The sequence below is a fragment of the Streptomyces sp. NBC_01267 genome, from assembly GCF_036241575.1.
Taxonomy (GTDB): Bacteria; Actinomycetota; Actinomycetes; order Streptomycetales; family Streptomycetaceae; genus Streptomyces.
Genome location: NZ_CP108455.1, coordinates 417,241 through 436,991, shown reverse-complemented (window position 1 = coordinate 436,991; position 19,751 = coordinate 417,241). Strand labels below are relative to the sequence as shown.

15 protein-coding genes are annotated in these 19,751 nt (G+C 69.5%); 13 read left to right on the top strand and 2 right to left on the bottom strand.

All coding sequences use genetic code 11. From position 1 onward, the window contains the following. Nucleotides 1–112: 112 nt before the first annotated feature. From OG709_RS02170 to OG709_RS02135, 8 genes are all read left to right on the top strand, one after another. Complete coding sequence (locus tag OG709_RS02170; RefSeq protein ID WP_329164561.1) at nt 113–2,512, top strand: phosphoketolase family protein; 2,400 nt, start codon at nt 113–115, stop codon at nt 2,510–2,512. 366 nt (nt 2,513–2,878) lie between these two features. Beyond that, complete coding sequence (locus tag OG709_RS02165; RefSeq protein WP_266644530.1) at nt 2,879–4,507, top strand: ATP-binding protein; 1,629 nt, start codon at nt 2,879–2,881, stop codon at nt 4,505–4,507. A gap of 2 nt (nt 4,508–4,509) precedes the next feature. Beyond that, nucleotides 4,510–4,920 carry a roadblock/LC7 domain-containing protein gene (locus OG709_RS02160; protein ID WP_250299957.1) on the top strand — a complete coding sequence of 137 codons (411 nt, stop codon included), beginning with the start codon at nt 4,510–4,512 and terminating at the stop codon, nt 4,918–4,920. Further along, a complete protein-coding gene (locus OG709_RS02155) occupies nt 4,917–5,282 on the top strand; it encodes a DUF742 domain-containing protein (protein ID WP_250299952.1) in 366 nt (121 codons plus the stop codon). The genes OG709_RS02160 and OG709_RS02155 overlap by 4 nt, the downstream gene beginning before the upstream one ends. Then, nucleotides 5,260–5,865 (top strand): GTP-binding protein, encoded by a 606-nt coding sequence (locus tag OG709_RS02150; protein ID WP_250299946.1) that lies wholly within the window; start codon nt 5,260–5,262, stop codon nt 5,863–5,865. The genes OG709_RS02155 and OG709_RS02150 overlap by 23 nt, the downstream gene beginning before the upstream one ends. After that, nucleotides 5,865–7,142: a cytochrome P450 gene (locus OG709_RS02145; RefSeq protein WP_250299942.1), complete on the top strand. Its 1,278-nt coding sequence runs from the start codon at nt 5,865–5,867 to the stop codon at nt 7,140–7,142. Before OG709_RS02150 ends, OG709_RS02145 begins: the two co-directional genes overlap by 1 nt. Nucleotides 7,143–7,179: 37 nt before the next feature. Next, nucleotides 7,180–8,436, top strand: a complete 1,257-nt coding sequence (locus tag OG709_RS02140; RefSeq protein ID WP_250299938.1) for a cytochrome P450 family protein — start codon at nt 7,180–7,182, stop codon at nt 8,434–8,436. Between the two features lie 168 nt (nt 8,437–8,604). Then, nucleotides 8,605–10,263, top strand: coding sequence for an adenosine deaminase family protein (locus OG709_RS02135; RefSeq protein WP_250299934.1), 1,659 nt, complete (start codon nt 8,605–8,607; stop codon nt 10,261–10,263). A 61-nt stretch (nt 10,264–10,324) separates the two neighbouring features. Here OG709_RS02135 and OG709_RS02130 read toward each other — a convergent pair whose 3' ends face one another. Continuing rightward, on the bottom strand, nt 10,325–10,954 hold the full coding sequence (locus OG709_RS02130) for a fibronectin type III domain-containing protein (protein WP_329164557.1): 630 nt from the start codon (nt 10,952–10,954) through the stop codon (nt 10,325–10,327). Nucleotides 10,955–11,163: 209 nt separating this feature from the next. After that, the gene (locus OG709_RS02125; RefSeq protein ID WP_250299927.1) at nt 11,164–11,769 is read right to left on the bottom strand and encodes a hypothetical protein; all 606 of its coding nucleotides are present in this window, start codon (nt 11,767–11,769) and stop codon (nt 11,164–11,166) included. 303 nt (nt 11,770–12,072) lie between these two features. Between OG709_RS02125 and OG709_RS02120 the strand changes: the two genes are divergently transcribed. The 5 genes from OG709_RS02120 (at nt 12,073) to OG709_RS02100 (ending at nt 19,711) form a co-directional block, all read left to right on the top strand. Further along, nucleotides 12,073–12,777, top strand: a complete 705-nt coding sequence (locus tag OG709_RS02120; RefSeq protein WP_329164554.1) for a TetR/AcrR family transcriptional regulator — start codon at nt 12,073–12,075, stop codon at nt 12,775–12,777. Between the two features lie 34 nt (nt 12,778–12,811). Then, complete coding sequence (locus OG709_RS02115; protein WP_329164552.1) at nt 12,812–13,969, top strand: FAD-dependent oxidoreductase; 1,158 nt, start codon at nt 12,812–12,814, stop codon at nt 13,967–13,969. A gap of 666 nt (nt 13,970–14,635) precedes the next feature. Then, nucleotides 14,636–17,023 carry an Ig domain-containing protein gene (locus OG709_RS02110; RefSeq protein ID WP_326695416.1) on the top strand — a complete coding sequence of 796 codons (2,388 nt, stop codon included), beginning with the start codon at nt 14,636–14,638 and terminating at the stop codon, nt 17,021–17,023. Between the two features lie 691 nt (nt 17,024–17,714). Next, nucleotides 17,715–18,794, top strand: coding sequence for an ABC transporter permease (locus OG709_RS02105; protein ID WP_250299914.1), 1,080 nt, complete (start codon nt 17,715–17,717; stop codon nt 18,792–18,794). Continuing rightward, nucleotides 18,791–19,711, top strand: coding sequence for an ABC transporter permease (locus OG709_RS02100; RefSeq protein WP_266644542.1), 921 nt, complete (start codon nt 18,791–18,793; stop codon nt 19,709–19,711). The genes OG709_RS02105 and OG709_RS02100 overlap by 4 nt, the downstream gene beginning before the upstream one ends. Nucleotides 19,712–19,751: the final 40 nt, after the last annotated feature.

Here is a 19,751-nt window from a genome sequence, read left to right as displayed (position 1 = left end):
GTACGGGCGCCCGGCCGTTCCGGCCCGGTGGCCCGGACGGTCCCGGCGGGTCGCGGGCGCCGCCCGCTCGGCGTAAGGCTGGCAAGGACATCCACCGCAGCGGAGGAATGCCATGGGCGACACCGGCACGGAAGCACGCGCATCGGTCGGCGACGAGGAGCTGGCCTCGCTGATCGCCCACTGGCGCGCCGCGAACTACCTGGCGGTCGGCCAGATCTACCTCATGAGCAATCCGCTGCTCACCGAGGAGCTGCGGCCCGAACACATCAAACCCCGCCTGCTCGGTCACTGGGGCACTTCTCCCGGGCTGAACCTGGTCCACACCCACCTCAACCGTGTCGTCAAGGCGCGCGGACAGGACGCGGTCTGCGTCTGGGGTCCCGGACACGGCGGCCCGGCCGTGCTGGCCAACTCCTGGCTGGAGGGCAGCTACTCCGAGACGTATCCGGACATCGGCCGGGACGGCGACGGCATGGCCCGGCTCTTCCGCCAGTTCTCCTTCCCCGGAGGAGTCCCCAGCCATGTCGCACCCGAGACACCGGGATCGATCCACGAGGGCGGCGAGCTGGGCTACTCCCTCTCCCACGCCTACGGAGCCGCGCTCGACCATCCGGACCTGCTGGTCGCGTGTGTGATCGGTGACGGCGAGGCGGAGACCGGCCCGCTCGCCGCGTCCTGGCACTCCAACAAGTTCCTCGACCCGGTGCACGACGGCGCCGTGCTGCCGATCCTGCACCTCAACGGCTACAAGATCGCCAATCCGACCGTGCTCGCCCGCGTCCCCGAGGCGGAACTGGACGAGCTGCTCCGCGGCTACGGCCACGACGTACTCCATGTCACCGGCGACGACCCCGAATCGGTCCACCGTGCCATGGCCGCGGCCATGGACACCGCGCTGGACCGCATCGCACGGATCCAGCGCGCCGCCCGGGAGGCCGGGGCCACCGTGCGTCCGCGCTGGCCCATGATCGTCCTGAGCACGCCCAAGGGCTGGACCGGGCCGGTGAGCGTCGACGGGCTGCCGGTCGAAGGCACCTGGCGCGCCCACCAGGTGCCGCTGCCGAACGTACGCGAAAACCCGCAACACCTCCGGCAGTTGGAGGACTGGCTGCGTTCGTACCGGCCCGCGGAACTGTTCGACGACAACGGCAGCCCCCGCCCGCAGGTCCTGGCCTGCGTCCCTGACGGCGCCCGTCGGCTCGGCGCCACCCCGTACGCCAACGGCGGACTGCTGCTCCGCCGGCTCCCCGTGCCGCCCCTGGACGGGTACGCCGTGCGGGTCGACCGGCCGGGCGCGACCTTCCACGAACCGACCCGGGTCCTGGGGGAGTTGCTGGAAGCGGTCATGGACGCCACGAAGGAGCGCCGCGACTTCCGTGTCGTCGGCCCGGACGAGACGGCCTCCAACCGGCTCCAGGCCCTGTACGGGGCCACCGGAAAGGCCTGGCAGGCCCGGACCAGCGACGTCGACGAGAACCTCGACCGGCACGGCCGCGTGATGGAGATCCTGTCCGAACACACCTGCCAGGGCTGGCTGGAGGGCTATCTCCTCACCGGCAGGCACGGGCTCTTCTCCTGCTACGAAGCCTTCGTGCACATCGTCGACTCCATGGTGAACCAGCACATCAAGTGGCTGAAGGTGTCCCGCACGCTGCCCTGGCGCCGCCCGATCGCCTCCCTCAACTACCTGCTCACCTCGCACGTATGGCGCCAGGACCACAACGGCTTCTCCCACCAGGACCCCGGCTTCGTCGACCACGTGCTCAACAAGGCGCCCGAGGTCGTACGGGTGTACCTGCCGCCGGACACCAACACGCTGCTCTCGGTGGCCGAACACGTCCTGCACAGCCGTGACTACGTCAATGTGGTCATCGCCGGGAAGCAGCCGACCTTCGACTGGCTCACGCTGGACGAGGCACGGGCCCACTGCGCGCGGGGGGCGGGCGTCTGGGAGTGGGCCGGTACCGAGCGGGAGGGCGAGGAACCCGATGTCGTGCTGGCCTGCGCGGGTGACGTCCCGACCCAGGAGGTTCTGGCAGCCGCCCTGTTGCTCCGCCGTCATCTGCCGCAGCTCGCCGTCCGCGTCGTCAATGTCGTCGACCTCGCCCGGCTGCTCCCCGAGTCGGAGCACCCGCACGGACTGTCCGCCAGGCAGTACGACGCGCTGTTCACCCGCGACAAGCCGGTGATCTTCGCCTACCACGGCTACCCGTGGCTCATCCACCGCCTCGCCTACCGCCAGGCCGGACACCGGAACCTGCACGTGCGGGGGTACAAGGAATCGGGGACGACCACCACGCCCTTCGACATGGTGGTACGCAACGACCTGGACCGCTACCGGCTCGTTCTGGACGTCATCGACCGGGTGCCGGGCCTCGCGGTCCGCGCGACGCACACCCGGCAGGTGATGGAGGACGCCCGGCTGCGGCACCACTCCTGGATCCGGGAACACGGCACCGACCTGCCCGAGGTGGCCGACTGGACCTGGCAGCCGCTGCCTCTGGAGACCTGAGGTGTGTTCCGGCGGCACTTCTCACGGCGCGGCCCGCAAGCTGTAACTGCCGGAGAGCCGGGGGCCGGACGGGTGCGCCGTCGCCTCCCGCGTCCCAAGGTGACCGAAGGACCGAAGAGTGGCTGAAAAGCGCTCTGGGGATATGCAAGGCGACTATACGATCTCGCTAAGCCGTCCGGTAGACGGACAGATGAGCCGTAGTGCGGGGTGAAAGCTTGTCAGAGTGCCGACGGGGCAGGCCCGTACCAGGTCTGTTCCTGATGGATGCGTCGGCGCCGTAGCGTTGTAGTGCCCCCGTGGGGGCCGTTGTTCTCCCCAACTGAGCAGCGGTTCCCAGCCAATTCGAAGCCGATTCAAAGGTTCTTCATGGCCCGTTCCTCCGCGTCCGTACCCCCACCACGCCGGACGCAGTACCTCTGGCCGACGGCTCTGGTCCTCACGTTCCTCGTGTTCGCGGCGCCGCTGGTGTCCGGCACGACCAGCGGTCCCGTAGCCGTCGTGATCTACGTAGTGGTCGCCCTGTCGGATCTCGCGCTCCTGGTCGGACTGCGCGGGCAGTACGGAAAGGCCCGGTCCGAGGCGGCGAGCCATCTGCGCGACGCCGGGGAGCGCGCGGACGACACGGCCCGCCTCGACGCCGAATGGCGCCGCAGGTCCCAGCAGCAGAACAGCCTGATCCAGGCCGAGGTCGAGCACGTCGTCAAGGAGCGGCTGCCCGCCGCGCTCGACGGCAGGCAGGACCCGGGCCCGCTGTCCGGCGGGTGGCCGCTGGACGAGACCGTGGCCGGACTCCTGGACCGGCTGCTGGCCGAGGTGCACGAAGCCGTCGAACACCGCGAGGAGTCGCAGCGACTGGCCCTGGTCGAACTGGCCAGCCGCGTCCAGACGTCGGCCCACCGGATCCAGGCCGCCGTGACGGGGCTGGCGGACCGGTATCCGACCGACGCCGAACTGCTCGAATCCACCATGCAGGTGGACCACGCGGCCACCCAGCAGGCCCGTCACGCCCAGAGCCTCAAGGTGCTGTGCGGTGAGTGGCCCGGCCAGCAGTGGCAGATGCCGCTGGCCCTGGTGGACGCGGTACGGGCCGCCTCCGGACGGATCGTCGCCTACACCCGCATCGAGGTGTCCGGCGACCCGGACGTGGGCATCGCCGCACCCGTCGTCGAGCCGCTGATCCATCTGATGGCGGAGCTGCTCGCCAATGCGACCGAGTACTCCCCGCCGAGCACCGCGGTCCCGGTGACGGTGCGGACCGTGCAGCGCGGCGCCGTCATCGAGGTGGACGACGGCGGCCTGGGTCTGGACGAGTACCGGCTCGCCGAAGCACGCGAAGTCGCCTCGGGCCGCAGGCTGCTGGGTGTCGGTGACGTCGGTGAGATTCCGCAGACCGGCTTCGCGGTGGTCGGCCGGTTCGCCCAACGCCACGGCTTCCACGTCGACTTGGGCCCCTCACCCTACGGAGGTGTTCGCGGCGTCGTACTGATCCCCACGGACGTCCTGGAGACGATCGCCCCGGCCGGCAGCTCCGCCGACCGCTCCCTCGTCGTACCGCCGCCCGCATCACCGCCCGGGGCCACGGCAGGAACGACGGAGGGAACAGGCCCGGCGCCGACCGTACCGGGTCAGGCCTCCCGTACACCGGCGACGGTGTACGGCGAGGAGCACGCCCCCCGGCCCGCCCCGGACACCACCGCCCCCGGGCCCGGGGCGGACGACGCCCCCGGCCACGCCCGGCACGCCGCGCCGGACCCTTCGCGGGCCGGCCGGCTCCCGCGCCGGCGTTCGCGCCGCGACGAGTTCCGTCCCGGGACCGGAACGGCCGGAGAAACCGCTGCCCCCGCCATGTCGTCGGCGACACCCGACGAGGCGGGTGACTGGATGGAGGCCTTCTTCGAAGGCGGCCGTTCGGTGCCCGACCCCCGCTCCGGACCGCACGTCGGCGAGGACGGATCTTCCCCCCACACCCCCGATTCCATAGAAGGACAGGCGTGAGCATGAGTTACGTGGAGAACCCGGAGCAGCGAGGCTGGATGATCTCGGAGGTCGCCGCCGTGCCGGGCGTGCGACAGGCGATCGTCTTCAGCGCCGACGGCCTGCTTCTGGTCAGCTCCGAGGGCATGGACCGGGACTCCGCCGACCGGCTGTCGGCGAACTGCTCGGGTCTGCAGTCCCTGGGCCGCAGCCTCGGCCGGGAGTTCGGGGAGGAGGGCGGCGCCGTGCACCAGCAGATGGTCGAGTTCAACGGCGGCTTCCTGTTCATGCGCAGCGCCGACAACGTCCATCTCGCCGTGGTGACCGGCCCGGTGGTGGACCCGAAGCTCGTCGCCCGGCAGATGCAGGCCCAGGTGATGAGGATCGGCGCCGCCAATCTGAGCAGCCCGCCGAGGCCGGGCTCCGTTCTGTGAGCGACCCGGAGGGGGAGTACGCGGACCGGGCGTTACGTCCCTATGTGATCAGCAAGGGGCGTTCCCGTCCCACCCGTAACACCATCGGTATCGAGACACTTCTCATCGCCGTCGACCCTCCACGCGACCTGCCCGTCTCCGCCACCCGGGAAGAACGCGCCCTCATGCGGATGTGCCGGCGGCTGCTCTCCCTGGTGGAGGCGGCCGCCCACCTCCAACTGCCGGTCAGCCTGGTCAAGGTGCTGGTGTCCGATCTCGTCGACAGCGGTCATCTGTCGGCGCGCTCCGGTGTCCCACAGGCCGTTCCGCCCGACAGACAACTGCTCCAGGAGGTACTCGATGGTCTCCGCCGACTCCGCTGACCGCTATTTGGCCAACACCGTCCAGCAGGCCGTCAAGATCCTCGTCGTCGGCGCCTTCGGCGTCGGGAAGACCACCCTGGTCGGATCGGTCAGCGAGATCGAGCCGCTGCGCACCGAGGAGGTGATGACCCAGGCGAGCATCGGGGTGGACGACCTCGCCGGAATGGGAACGAAGACCACCACGACCGTCGCGATGGACTTCGGGCGGATCACCGTCACCTCCCGGCTGGTCCTCTATCTTTTCGGGACCCCCGGCCAGCGCCGGTTCTGGGACCTGTGGGAGGGACTGGCCGAAGGGGCCATCGGGGTGCTCGTGCTCGTCGACACCCGCAGGATCGAGGACAGCTTCGACGTACTGGAGCAACTGGAGATCCGCGGGCTGCCGTTCGCCGTCGCGGTCAACCAGTTCCCCGACAGCGAGTACTACTCCACCGAAGAGCTGCGGACGGCCCTCGATCTGCTGCCGGACACCCCCGTGGTGATCTGCGACGCACGCGAGCGGACCTCGTCACTCGACGCCCTGATCAGCCTGGTCCACTACGTGATGAGCGCCGACACGGCGCGTGTGACGGAGAACGTCTGATGAGCCACCCCCTTCCTCCGGCGACGTGTCCGGCACACGGCCTCACGACCGGCCTGCTCCCGCTGGCCGAAGCGGTCGGCTCCAAGGATCCACAGGGTGCCTACCGCCGGCTGCGTGAGCAGTGGGGGAGCGTCGCCAAGGTGGAACTGGAGCCCGGCGTCCCCGCCTGGCTCGTCATGGGCTACCGCGAGTTGCTGACGATCACCCGCCAGGAACAGGTCTACTCCCGGGACGCCCGGAACTGGCGCGACCTCGACGACGGTGTGGTCTCGCCGGACTCGGGCCTGCTCCCGATGATGGCCTGGCGGGCCAATGTCATCGGGGCCGACGGCCCCGAACACCGCAGACTGCGCCAGCCGCTCGACGACGGAGTCGCCCGGATCGACCAGCGCAGAACACGGCGCCAGGTCGAGGCCATGTGCGCCAAACTCATCGGCGAGTTCTCCGGGCGCGGCCACGCGGACCTGGTGAACGAGTACGCCACGATCATCCCGATGCTCTCCCTGGCCTCCCTGTTCGGACTGGACAGCGGTGAAGGACGCGAACTGCTGCGCGCGCTCATCGCGCTGTTCGGCAGCGCCGACGACTCACAGGTCGGCAACCGTCACTTCGAGGAGATCCTCGCGGACACCCTGCGGGCCCGCCGTGACGAGCCGAAGGACGATCTGACGACCGCTCTGCTCCGTCACCCGAACCTGCGGGACGAGGCCGAACACCTCCAGTCGATGGTGGTGATGATCTCCGCGGGCAACGAGACGGTCACCGCCTGGATCTCCCACACCCTGCGGCTGATGCTCACCGATCCGCGCTTCGCGGCCCGGATGCACGGTGGCCGGCTGGGAGTGGACGACGCGCTGGACGAGGCGCTGTGGCGTGACCCGCCGATGAACAACATGCCGGCCCGCTACGCGCTGCGCGACACCGAGCTCGGCGGCCAGCAGATCAGACGCGGCGACGTCCTCATCCTCGGGATCGGAGCGGCCAACGACGACCCCGCGGTCCGGTCGGCCACCGGCGGCGTGGAGCCCGGCAACCGCGCGCATCTGGCGTTCTCCTCAGGTGCGCACGTATGCCCCGCCCAGGTACCCGCCCGGCTGATCACCCGTACCGCGGTCAACACCGTGCTGCACCTGCTGCCCGACATGCGGCTCAGCATCCCCGCCGAGGACGTGGCCTGGCGCCCCTCGCCCTGGACACGCGTCCCCGTCTCGCTGCCCGTCGACTTCTCCGCGCAGTACGGAGCGGTTGCCGAGGCAGGCGCCGAGACATCCCAGTGACCGGACACCCATCCCTCGCGTCAGCTTGGAGAGACACATGACCTCGCACTCGGTGCCCCCGTCCCCGGAGGTCCCGGTCATCACCCTGGACCCGCACGGAACCGATCACCATGCGGAGGCGGCGCTGCTCCGTGAGAGCGGTCCTGTCGTACGGGTGCGGCTGCCCGGAGACGTCCTGGCCTGGTCGGTCACCGATCACGGCCTGCTGAACGACCTGGTCGCGGACCCCCGTTTCAGTAAGGACTGGCACCACTGGAACGCCGTCCTGCGCGGCGAGATATCGGACGACTGGCCGCTCATAGGCATGGTGAAGGTCACCAACATGGTGACCGCGGACGGCCAGGAGCACCGCAGGCTGCGCAGGCTGGTGACCGAGACCTTCACCCCCCGCCGGGTGCAGGAACTGCGGCCCCGCATCGAGAAGATCGTGCAGGACCTGCTGGACGCGCTGCCCTCGCAGGCCGGCCCGGACGGCACCGTCGATCTGCGTCTGCACTTCGCCCATCCGGTGCCCATGCAGGTCATCTGTGAACTGTTCGGCGTCCCGGAGCACGAACGGCCGCGCCTGCGTGAACTGATGGACAACATCTTCCGCTCGGACCTCTCCCCGGAGGAGGTCGGAGCGAGCCAGATCGAGCAGTACCAGCTCCTCGCCCGGGTGGTCGAAACGCGGCGGAAGCAGCCCGGCGACGACCTGACGAGCGCCCTCGTGGCCGCCCGCGAGGCGGACCCCGACGCGCTGAGCGAGGAAGAGCTCGTGGGCACGCTGCTGGTGATGCTCTCCGCAGGGCAGGAGACCACACTCAGCCTCATCACCAATGCGGTACGTGCGCTGCTGACCCACCCCGAACAGCGGGCGTTCGCCGAGCAGGGCGACGCGTCGGTCTGGGCGAACGTGGTGGAGGAGACCCTCCGCTGGGACGCCCCGATCGGGAACTTCCCCTTCAGGTACCCGCTGGAGGACGTCGAGATCGCCGGGGTCCGGATCCCCAAGGGGGAGGCGATCATGGCCCCGTACAGTGCGGTGGGCCGGGACGAGCAGCACCACGGCGAGGACGCCACGAGCTTCGACATCACCCGGGAGCAGCGCAAGCACCTGGCCTTCGGCCACGGCCCGCACTTCTGCCTCGGCGCCCCGCTGGCCAGGCTGGAGGCCGCGGTGGCGCTGCCGGCCGTCTTCGCCCGGTACCCGGGCCTGACCCTCGCCGCGGACCCGGAGCGGCTGCCCCCCGTCCCGTCGCTGTTCTCGAACAGCACCGCCACGCTCCCGGTGCGGCTGACCCCGCAGGACTGACGCCGCTGCACACTGCCGCCGTACACCCCGGCACGGAGGGGAGTACGGCGGCAGCCGCGTTCCGGAAACCGAACGGTCCAGCCGGACAGGCGGGTTCATCATCACTCTTATCGGGGGGCACGGGCCTGTTCCACCGGAATGTGGATCAAGATCGGGTATTCCTTGCGCATGAACACAAGAGGACCCCTCCGATCCGTCTCGGCGCGCACCGCCAGAGCTGCCCAACGGGCCCGCACCCGGGCCGCTTTCCGCGTCGGCGCGTCGCTCCTCGCCGCCGCCACGGCCGCTCTGGTGGCCGCCGTGCCCAGTGCGTCGGCAACCGTCCTCCCGGCGAACAAGCCTGCCGCGGACCGCACTTGGGCGGACGGCGCTTGGGCGGACGGCGCCACCGGAACGCAGCGGTACCTGGACAGGGTGCGGGACAACCCCGAGCGGCTCCGGGACTTCCTGCGCCCGATGCCCAAGGGCGGAGACCTCCACACGCATCTCTCCGGCGCCGTACCCGCCGAGGCCCTGATCCGCTTCGCCGCGGACGACGGGCTGTGCATCGACGCGACCACCTTCACCGCGGTCGCGGCGCCTTGCGCCGCCGGCACCCGCCCGGCCCGCGACGCCGTCTCCGACCACGACTTCAGGCAGAGCGTGATCCGCGCCTGGACCATGGAGGACTTCAAGGAGTCCGCCACCGAGAGCGGCCACGACCACTTCTTCGCCACCTTCGGCAAGTTCAAGGCCGTCACCGGGTCGCACCGCGGCAGGCTGGTCGCCGAGGTCGCCAAGGTGGCCGCCGAGAACCACCAGGACTACGTGGAACCGCTCTTCACCCCGCAGGGCGGCGCCCTGTGGGATCTCGGAGCGGACGTGAAGTGGAGCCCCGACTTCGCCGCCGTACGCGCCTCGCTGCTGGCGGACGGCAAGTTGAGCCGCATCCTCGGTGACGCGAAGGCGGAGACCGACAGGGAGCTCGCCGAGGAGCGCGACGTGCTCGGCTGCGGAACGGCCGATCCGCAGCGGGCCTGCGGCGTGCAGGTGCGATTCGACTTCCAGGTCGGCCGCGCCGCCGATCCGCAGTACGTGTTCACCCAGCTCCTCGCCGGGTTCGAGATGGCCGAGCAGGACCCCCGCTACGTGGGCGTGAACCTGGTCCAGGCCGAGGACGCGCCGATCGCCCTGCGCGACTACCGGCTGCAGATGCGCATGATCAAGTACCTGCGCTCCGTCTACGGCAAGGCCCATGTCACGCTCCACGCGGGCGAACTGACCAGCAAGGTCGCCCCGCGTGAGGATCTGCGCTTCCATGTCCGGGACGCCATCGAGACGGCCGGAGCCGAACGCATCGGCCACGGCGTGGACATCATGAGCGAGGACCGGCCGCAGGAACTGCTGCGCACCATGGCCCGCAGGCACATCGCCGTCGAGGTTCCGCTGACGAGCAACTGCCAGATCCTGGAAGTGTGCGGTGACGACCACCCGTTGAGGCGTTACCTGGCCGCCGGGGTTCCCGTCGCCCTGTCCACGGACGACCAGGGGGTGTCCCGTACCGACATCACCCTTGAGTACGCGCGAGCCGTCACCGACCACCACCTGTCGTACCGGCAGCTGCGGGACAGCGCCCGCACCTCGCTGGAGCACGCGTTCATCCAGGGCCGCAGCCTGTGGCGCGCCGTGGGTGACCACCGTCCCGCCAGGGCCTGCGCGACGAGCGATCCGCGCACCGGCAGGGTCACCGCGAGCTGCCGTGCGCTGCTGAACGCCAGCCCGAAGGCGTCCCTGCAGTGGCGGTACGAGGTCGAGCGGGCCGAGTTCGAGGCCAGTCACCAGGCGTGAGCCGAACCGGGCCCTGCCCGTCCGGGCCGTGGCGAGCAGCCGTGGTCCGGCCGGGCAGGGCCTACTGCCCGTCCGGGGCCCTGCCGGTCGTCACGTGCACCGTGCGGGAACGCTTGCCGTAGTAGAACGCCCGGACCCGGTACGAGGCGTGCTTCTCGTCCGGCAGGGTGCTCAGTCCGAAGGAGTCGATGTCGGGGGCGAGTACGGCGACGACCCGGTAGCGGGCACTGCCTCGTGCCCTGTCCTCCAGCAGGTACCCCTGCTCGTCCCGGGCATGGTCGGTCCAGGTGAACTTGATGCCGTTCGCCTGCATCACGGTTGCCGTGAGACCCGTCGGGGCGCCCTCGCCGGGCACGTGCAGCGACCGGGTGGACACCTTGCTCCTGCCGTGCACCGTCCGGGGTTCGGCCCAGACGTTGTCGTCCCTCTTGTCCTGCTTGCCGGGTCCGCCCGCCGGCAGGTCGACGTCCACCGCCCGCGAGGCCGGTCCGTAGTACGGGCGGAGCCGGTAGTAGAAGGGGGTCTGCGGCATCAGGTCGGGGTGGTGGTAGGTGTGCTGCCCGGCCGGTACGTAACTCAGCAGTGTGTAGGGGCCGCCGGGAGCGGTCGCGAACTCCACCGCCTGCCCGGCGACGCCCCGGCCGCCGTCCGTCCAGGTGAGAGTCGTGTCGACCGGCGATGTGAGTGTCACGTGGAGAGTCCCCGCGACCGGTACCGCGGCGGGAGCTGTTCGGCCCCCGTCCCGGGCCGAACAGCTCACCAGCCCCCCGCAGACGAGCAGCGCGGCAAGGGCGGGGAGCAGAGAGCGGAATCGGCGGTTCAAGGCAGGGACCTCGCAGGCACTCGGTGGCCGGGGGAGTGGCCGCCTCCGGAGCGGACCGAACCGGGGGCGGCCCGTGCTCACTTGCTCCAGAACTTCACATTGCTCCACGTGACAGTGATCGGCCCGTTCCCGCTGCTGGTGCGGTAGGCGCCGATCTTGTCGTAGTAACTGCCGGACGGGCTGGCCACCGTGTTGACCAGTGATCCGTTGATGTACGTCCGATGTGTCTTGCCGACCTCGTTGACGGTGTTGACGCGAACCGTGGCCCCGACCGTGCCCGCATCGGACAGGGTGGTGCCCCCCTCCACGCTGTACAGACGCCCACCGTTCTCCACGGCCATCAGGAAGTACGGCCCCTGGTTGCCGCTGGTGTCCCGGAAGGTCTGCTTGAGGCTGATGCGGCTGCCGCCCATGCTGGAGATGCGGAAGTAGCCCTCGAACTGGTGCGTACCGCCGGTGTAGGTGGCGTACCGCCGCTCACCGCGCTGCTCGCCGCTCGTGTCGCCGCACGTCAGGGTGAAGGTCAGTCCGTCGACCTGACCGCAACCCCTCTCCTGGACGGTGAAGGACGGGGACTGAGCGGTCCAGCCCCCCGGTTCGACCTCGGCATTCGCCTGCGGTGCGGCCAAGAGCAGCCCGCACGTGGCCGCGAGACCGGCGGCCAGTCGGTACCTTTTCAACATCACTCACTCCCACTTTCCGACTTCATGGCAGATGGAGCGGAACGTCAGCCGGTTGAGGCTGCGCACAGCGTAGGAGTGTCGCCATGACGCGACAAGGCTTTGCGACGAATGTGAAATCGGTTCCGGTACTTGAACGTGTATTCCTTGCGAAGTGAATGAAGCAGACTTTTCTGCGTTCTGTTTCGACGGAAGTGTTCATCAGGTTGAACGTGCTGGGTGACTTGCGACGGGATTCCGCAGGAGTGTGACGAACATGTTCGTCAGAAACTTGTACGTAACGAACATGTTCGTTACGGTCGAGGCATGACAGCCCGCACCCCAGCACCCCGCAGTCGCCGCGAGCGGCCGGCGAAGCCGGCCCTGACCCGGGACGGCATCATCGCGACCGCTGTCGAACTGCTGCGTGCCGAAGGCATGCAGCGGGTCACCATGCGCCGCCTGGCGCAGGAGCTCGACACCGGACCGGCATCGCTGTACGTCTACGTCCGCAACACCGCCGAACTGCACGCGGCGGTCCTCGACGAGCTGCTCGGCGAGGTCGACCTCGGCCCGGCCACGGCGGCGGGGGACTGGCAGGAACGGCTGGTGCAGGTCCTCACGTCGTACACATCCGTCCTGCTCGAACACCCCAGCCTCGCCAGATCGGCGCTGGTGGCCCGCCCTTCAGGGGAGCGCTATCTGAATCTGCTGGAGGCGCTGCTGTCGCTGCTCGACCAGGGGGGCGTACCGACCGGCCGGGCGGCCTGGGGCGTGGACGTCCTGCTCCAGTACGCGACCGCGACAGCGGCCGAGCAGGCCGACAGGGGCCGGAACCCCGACTCCCGGGACGAATGGAACGCGCTCGTAGGGGCGGTGCGGGGCGTCTCCGACGAGACGCACCCCCACCTTGCCGCCCTCGGCGCCGAACTGTTCTCCGGGTCGGGGCAGGCCCGTCTCGCCTGGGGATTCCACATGTTGATCAACGGAACGCTGCACACGCCCACCCCCGAAAGCCCCGAGGGCCGCTGAACGTTCGCGGCCCCCTCCCGGAAGAGGTAGCAGAATGTCGGCCGAAACGCCCCACCACCCCATCGCCGTGATCGGTGCGGGACTCGCCGGACTCACGTTCGCCCGCGTCCTGCACACCCATGGGATCGATGCGACCGTGCACGACCTCGACGCGTCGCCCACCACCCGCGCGCAGGGCGGCATGCTGGACATCCATGAGGACTCGGGCCAGACCGCGTTGCGCGCTGCCGGGCTCTACGAGGAGTTCCTCCGGATCGTCCATCCCGGGGGCGAGGCGATGCGCATCCTCGACAAGCAGGCCCGGGTCCGGCTGGCGGACGAAGGCGGAGGCGACCGGCCCGAGGTGCACCGGAGCGCCCTGCGCGATCTGCTCCTCGCCGGCCTGCCCGCGGGGACGGTCCGGTGGGGCGCCAAGTGCACCGGAGCCCGCCCGCTCGGCGACGGCCGTCACGAGGTGACACTCGCCGACGGCTCCGCCTTCACCACCGATCTGCTGATCGGCGCCGACGGAGCCTGGTCGAAGGTGCGCCCGCTGGTCTCCGACGCCGTACCCGTGTACACCGGGATCACCTTCGTCGAGGCGCACCTGGACGACGTCGACACCCGCCACCCGGAGAGCGCGGCCCTGGTCGGGGGTGGCTCCCTGTTCGCCCTCGCGGAGGAGAAGGGGCTCGTCGGCCACCGCGACAGCGACGGCCGGGTGCACTTCTACATCGCGCTGAAGGTGCCTGCCGACTGGGCGTCCTCCGGCGGGATCGACTTCGGCGACACCGAGGTGGCCAGGACGGAACTGCTCAAGCACTTCGACGGCTGGGACGCGAAGTTGCGCGCGCTCGTCGAGGGCGCCGACGGTGCTTTCGTTCCACGGCCGCTCCACGTCCTGCCGGCCGGTCACAGCTGGACCTGGGTTCCCGGGGTGACTCTGCTCGGCGACGCGGCGCACCTGATGTCTCCGTTCGCGGGCGAGGGCGCCAATCTCGCGATGCTCGACGGCGCCGAACTGGCGGCTGCCGTCGTGGCGCACCCCGGCGACACGGAATCGGCACTTGCCGTGTACGAACAGGCGTTGTTCCCGCGCAGTGAGCCCTCCGCCGAGGTGTCCGCGGCCAACCTGCAGATCTCCTTCCGTCCGGACGCGCCGCAGGGGCTGCTCGATCTGATGGACTCGTACCGCGGCCCGGAACGGTCTTAGCACCTGTCCGGTCGGTCGTCTCCTCCTCGGTGACCTGACCACCGCTACCAGGTCGCAGGTCTATGTGATGTGCGCTCTCAAGATGTATCGGATCTATTGTTCATCGCTTCTTGACGTGCTCGCGATTAAACCGCACACTTTTTCTGGGTCACGGGCGCTTGAAGGCGGGGTGCCGGGCGCGAGAGCGTCATCCAGGCCTGTACGGCAATCAAAAGAGTCTAAACAATATGGACTCTCCTCGATCGATTGTTCAAGTCATCTGCCCCGTCGTCTCGGGAGGATGCTCCACCGGTCCCGCACCGGCCCCCGCTCGGAACGCGCACGAACCTCCAGGAACGAGCCCTTCGAGAACGCTTGGAGCCCGCCATAAGATCCCGCCCCGAGACGCTCCGGGTGTCTGCTCTCCCCGCGTCCACCCCCGTCAACGCCACGCTCACGGTGGGACCTGTCCTCCGGAAGTGGCGGGGCGGTGCCGGCTCCTTGGGTCTGCGCCGGTACAGCCGCATCGTGCTGCGCCGTACGCCGCGGGGGCCTCCGCGACGTACGCACATCGTCCTTCGGCTGCTCGTTCTCCGGCGATTCGAGGCCCGGGTCACGAGTCCGTGACAGCACCTGCACCTGCACCTGCACTGGCACCTGCACTGATCACTACCACCAGGAGGAATCATGGACAGGCGGAGTTTCCTGATCGCGGGCGGGGCGAGTTCGCTGGCGGCGGTTGCCCTCCCGGCGCTGGCCGAACCGGCCTTCGCGGCACAGGAGTCCAGCGGATCCAGTCGATCCGGCGGATCCGGCGCACTGCGTATCAGGGCGGGCTTTCTGTCGATAGGCCTTGACCGGACGGGCCGAGTGGCCGGCCTCGTGGACCTGCGCAACGGCACCGACTACGTGGCGGCGGACAGAACGGGCCCCTTGGTCTCCGTCGTCCTGGCGGACGGGACGCACGAAGTCCCTGCCCGGGTGCAGGCGTCGCGACGAGATCCGCGGGTGCTGGTGTTCAGCAGCGACAAGGTGACCGTGGAGGTCAAGGCCGTCTCGCACGCGGCCTACTCGACGCTGGAGGTCGTGGGTCTCGACGCCGCGTCGGGCGTCGAGGTGCAGACGCTGCTGTGGGGGCCGCTCGCGTCACGCGTCAACCAGACGGTGGGCGAGAGCGTCGGCGCCGTCGGCGACAGCAGTTTCGTGCTCGGCATCCACCCCCTCAACGACAAGACTGTCGGTGCCTGGCCCAAGGAGTTCGCCGAGTTCGGATTCGGCGCGGACGTCGAGGCCAATCCGTACGGGCAGAGCGGGACCCAGAACGACTGGAGCGCCGGCGCCAGGACGTCCTGGGGCAGCATCCTGCGCGCCTACACCTACGACTACACCAGGACCAGGATCAGGGACGGACAGATCCCGACCGGCCCGCTCTCCGGATCCGAAGCGAAGATCGTCGGGTCGAAGCTCGCGGTCTACGGCAGCGCACCGGATCTCGTGCTCACCGTGCTCAGCCAGGTCGCGCAGGACGCGGACCTGCCGTACCCGACCATCGACGGGCAGTGGCAGAAGGTGGCCGAGGCGACCCGGCAGCCGTTCCTCGTGCTGCACGACCTGAGCACCACCAACCTGGCTGCCGCCGTTGCGTTCGCCCAGCAGGCAGGCATCAAGAACGTCTACTCCGTCGAGGGGGCCGCAGGGCCCTGGAAGTCGACCGGCCACTACCAGTTCAACGGCAATTTCGGCGGCTCGGACGCCACCGCGACCCAGATGGCGACGACGGCCGCCGCGAGCGGTGTGCGGGTCGGTGTGCACACCTTGTCCAACTTCATTGCCTCCAACGACACGTACATCGTCCCGGCGCCGGCCGACAAGCGGTTCACGGCCGGCCGGACGGTGCAGCTGACGCGCCCTCTCGCCGCCGCCGACACGACCCTGTACGCCGACGGTGACTCGGGCGGTGGCGGGTACGTCCTCGGTGCCCGCCTGCGCCTCGGCGACGAGTTCGTCACCTTCTCCAGCGTGTCCCAAGTCGGCTCAGGAGAATGGCAGTTCACCGGTGTCAAGCGCGCCCAGTGGGGCTCGGTCGCGGCGTCCTACGCGCAGGGGACCAACGCCGTCCGGATCTCCGAGAACCAGTACGGCGGAGCACGGGGCGACCTGCCGGTCGTCGATGAGATCGCCACCCGCCTCGCCACGGCATGCAACACCACCGGCATCAGGAACATCTCGTTCGACGGGCTCGAAGAGGTGGCCTGGAGCGGCTGGAGCGGACAGGGCTTCGCACACATGCTCAACGGCTTCCACCGTCAGCTGAAGTCCCAGGACAACTTCATCTCCGAAGCCTCCAACCCGTCGTCCAACTCCTGGCAGGCCCAGTCACGGGTCAGCTGGGGCGGCATCGGCTGGTCCGACTCCAACTACGACCAGGTGTCCAGGAACGTCAACTTCTACCGTGCCAACTACCTTCCCCTGATGGGTGGTTCGCTCCCGATCGACGGCGGGTCGAAGACGCTCGACATCGAGACCAACCTGGCGCGGGGCGCGTCCCTCGGAGTGAACTTCGGCTGGTTCGAGACGAGCATGGGCAGCCTGTCCCAGGGGGGCAACACCACAGCGGTCCTCGCTGTCATCAAGACCTGGAACGCCGCGATCGCGGCCGGTGCCTTCACCTCCGCTCAGCAGCAGCTCATGGCGGACAAGAGCAAGTACTGGCACCTGGGCGAGGAGAGCGCCGGCAGCCGCTGGTCGCTGCAGGAGATGGACACGGACAACAACCCGGTCGGCGCCCCGCAGGTGGTGCAGGCGCCGCGGCCCGGCTTCACCACGCCCGCGCCTCCCGGGGCCAAGGTCGGTGAGCTGTACACGTTCAAGGTCACCTCGAACACGCCCCGGACGGTGCGCTACGAGATCACGTCCGGCGCCCTGCCGGCCGGGCTGACCCTCAACAAGGACACCGGCGGGATCACCGGAGTACCCACCCGTTCCGGCACCAGGGCCTTCGCCATCACGGCCCGCAACGGAGGCGGAGTGCCCGACGCATCCGTGAACCACCGGATCAAGGTCACGGTGAATTAGGCGAGTTGGCGGTTGTCCGGCGATGGCGGAAGACCGCTCTCTCGTTACGGAGAGAGCGGTCTTCGCCTGCGGTCACCCGTGTGCGGGCGGGGGTACCCCCGCCCGCACACGGGTCCAGCGAACAGCCGGAGAACGCCGGCGAGTACGTCCGGGCGGGGTTGCCGGTGAAGGTGATCGCGCGCCGGTACCCGAGGCGGTCCCGAAGGCTGTGGTGCCCAGGAAGCCGCGCGTGCTGCCCGATCCTGTGACCGCGGACGTCTGTCCGCCCATGCCCGTTGTCCGGCTTGCCGTCCTGGCCCGGACGCCCTCAATGTCTCCTATACATGGGCCGATCGAGACTCGGTGAATCACATCCAAACCCTTGACGCCGGGACTCGATAACTCCAGACTCTTCCCGTCCCGGTCGGGTTGCTCTGTAAGGGAGTTGACGTGAAGGGCGCCCCGCGGTGACCGCTGTCGAACCTTCCGTACCTGTGACGATCAGCCCCTCAGGTCGACGTACTCCGCCTCGCGGAGTGAAATGCATCAGATCTATCTGTCTTCAGTTCCTGCGCTCATGACCGCCCAAGCGCTCCTGTTCCGTCCGCGCCGAGGTGGCCTCGGGGATCACCGTGCCGGGCGCAGGCCGCTGATCCCCGAGGCCGCGGCACCGACCGGTTCCACCACTGCACCACCGACGAAAGGAGCGGGGATGGCTGCGACACGCGCCGCGCCCGTGCCGGCGCCGACACCGCGGGGCAAGTCCCGTGGCCCACGCACCGGGTCGCACGCCGGCTGGACCTTCCTGCTGCGCCGCCTGGGGTTCTACCTGGTCACCGCGTGGGCCGCGATCACACTGAACTTCCTGATCCCGCGCTTCATGCCGGGCGACCCCGCGGTCGCGCTGTTGAAGAACCTCCAGCAGACCACCGGCGCTGCGCCGAACACGGCGGCGGTGCGGGCGGTGCGGATGTTCTACGGCGATCCGACGCGCAACCTCCTCCAGCAGTACCTGGACTACTGGAACAACCTCGCGCACTTCGACTTCGGACTCTCGGTGAGCCACTACCCGACCCCGGTCTCCGGCATCGTGCTCGACGCACTGCCGTGGACCGTGCTCCTCGCCGGTACCACCACCGTGATCGGCTGGCTGCTCGGCACCCTGCTGGGCGCCTTCGTCGGGTGGAAGCCGGGCGGCCGGGCCGACTCGCTGCTGACCCCGATCACCGCCTTCCTCTACTCGTTGCCGCCGTTCTGGCTTGCGCTCCTGGCGGTCTACGTATTCGGCTTCACCCTCGGCTGGTTCCCGATCTCCGGCGGCTACGACCCGGATGTCCCGTTCCAGCTGAACAACCTGTGGTTCCTGCTCAGCGTGTTGCGCTACGGCGCGCTCCCGGCCTTCACGCTGATCTTCATCGGGATCAACGGCTGGATGTTCGCCATGCGCAACGTCATGGCCGGCACCGTCAGCGAGGACTACGTGCTGCTCGCCCACGCCAAGGGCCTGCGCCCGCGCCGCGTGATGCTGCGGTACGCCGCACGCAACGCGCTCCTGCCCAACGTCAGCGGCCTCGCCCTGGCCCTCGGCAGCATCTTCGGCGGCGTCGTCTTCGCCGAGATCGTCTTCACCTACCCCGGGCTGGGCTACGTACTGTTCCAGGCCGTCAGCAGCCACGACTACCCGTTGATGCAGACGATCTTTCTGCTGATCACGCTGGGTGTGCTGGCCGCCAACCTGATTGCCGACTCGACCTACGTGCTGCTCGACCCACGCACCCGGGAGGAGCGATGAGGCAGTTCCTGACCAACGGCAAGGTCCGCGTCGGGCTGGTGATCCTCGGTGGCTTCCTGCTGCTCGCTCTCGTCGGGCCGTGGCTGGTGAGTTCCGTCCTGGGCACGGACCCGCACCGGATCGACTACGACGCCCTGGGGGTGGGGCCCGGCGCGGACCATCTGCTCGGCACCACCAGCTCGGGTCAGGACGTACTGGCTCAGTTGCTCACCGGGTGCCGGGGGTCGGTCGAGGTGGGCCTGCTCTCCGGCGTCCTGGCCGTCGGGGTGGCCGCCCTCATCGGCGTGACCGGCGGCTTCCTCGGCGGGCGCACCGACCAACTGCTCACCGCGGTCACCAACATCTTCGCCACCCTGCCCAGCTTGCCGCTGATGCTGATCGTGGCCGGATACATGACCCGGGTGGATTCGGTCGTCATCGCCCTGCTGATCGGCCTGTTCGAGTGGCCGGTCTGCGCCCGCTATCTACGTGCCCAGACCCTTTCGCTGCGCGGGCGGGACTTCGTCCAGGCCCTGCGCATGGTCGGCGAGAGCCGCTGGCGGATGGTGCTCGTGGAGATCATGCCGCACCTGAGCGGCGTCCTCTCCTCGCTGTTCCTGCGGGCCGTGGTGACCGGGGTGTTCGCCGAAGCGGGGCTGCGCTTCCTGGGTATCGGCGGCGGTGACAGCGTCACCTGGGGAACCATGATCGCCTTCGCTCAGCAGCAGGACGGCGTGCTGCGGGGCATGTGGTGGTGGTTCGTGCCGCCGGGCCTGTTCATCGCGCTGCTCGGGACGGCCACCGCACTGGTCAACTTCGGCCTCGACGAGATCGGCAATCCGGTGCTGCGACACAGCGGACGAGCCGCGATACGGCGCGCCCGCGCACACCTGGCCGCACGCCGGGACCGTACGAACACCGTAGAGGTGACCTCATGACTGCCCGCCCCCTCGACACCACCCGGCCGACGAGCACACC

Bases quoted from the DNA above. Each gene is read 5' to 3' on its own strand.
- OG709_RS02105 (WP_250299914.1), top strand. From the start codon at position 17,715: ATGGCTGCGACACGCGCCGCGCCCGTGCCGGCGCCGACACCGCGGGGC.
- OG709_RS02115 (WP_329164552.1), top strand. From the start codon at position 12,812: ATGTCGGCCGAAACGCCCCACCACCCCATCGCCGTGATCGGTGCGGGA.
- OG709_RS02160 (WP_250299957.1), top strand. From the start codon at position 4,510: ATGAGTTACGTGGAGAACCCGGAGCAGCGAGGCTGGATGATCTCGGAG.
- OG709_RS02140 (WP_250299938.1), top strand. From the start codon at position 7,180: ATGACCTCGCACTCGGTGCCCCCGTCCCCGGAGGTCCCGGTCATCACC.
- OG709_RS02120 (WP_329164554.1), top strand. From the start codon at position 12,073: ATGACAGCCCGCACCCCAGCACCCCGCAGTCGCCGCGAGCGGCCGGCG.
- OG709_RS02170 (WP_329164561.1), top strand. From the start codon at position 113: ATGGGCGACACCGGCACGGAAGCACGCGCATCGGTCGGCGACGAGGAG.
- OG709_RS02150 (WP_250299946.1), top strand. From the start codon at position 5,260: ATGGTCTCCGCCGACTCCGCTGACCGCTATTTGGCCAACACCGTCCAG.
- OG709_RS02125 (WP_250299927.1), bottom strand. From the start codon at position 11,769: ATGTTGAAAAGGTACCGACTGGCCGCCGGTCTCGCGGCCACGTGCGGG.
- OG709_RS02145 (WP_250299942.1), top strand. From the start codon at position 5,865: ATGAGCCACCCCCTTCCTCCGGCGACGTGTCCGGCACACGGCCTCACG.
- OG709_RS02100 (WP_266644542.1), top strand. From the start codon at position 18,791: ATGAGGCAGTTCCTGACCAACGGCAAGGTCCGCGTCGGGCTGGTGATC.
- OG709_RS02110 (WP_326695416.1), top strand. From the start codon at position 14,636: ATGGACAGGCGGAGTTTCCTGATCGCGGGCGGGGCGAGTTCGCTGGCG.
- OG709_RS02165 (WP_266644530.1), top strand. From the start codon at position 2,879: ATGGCCCGTTCCTCCGCGTCCGTACCCCCACCACGCCGGACGCAGTAC.
- OG709_RS02135 (WP_250299934.1), top strand. From the start codon at position 8,605: ATGAACACAAGAGGACCCCTCCGATCCGTCTCGGCGCGCACCGCCAGA.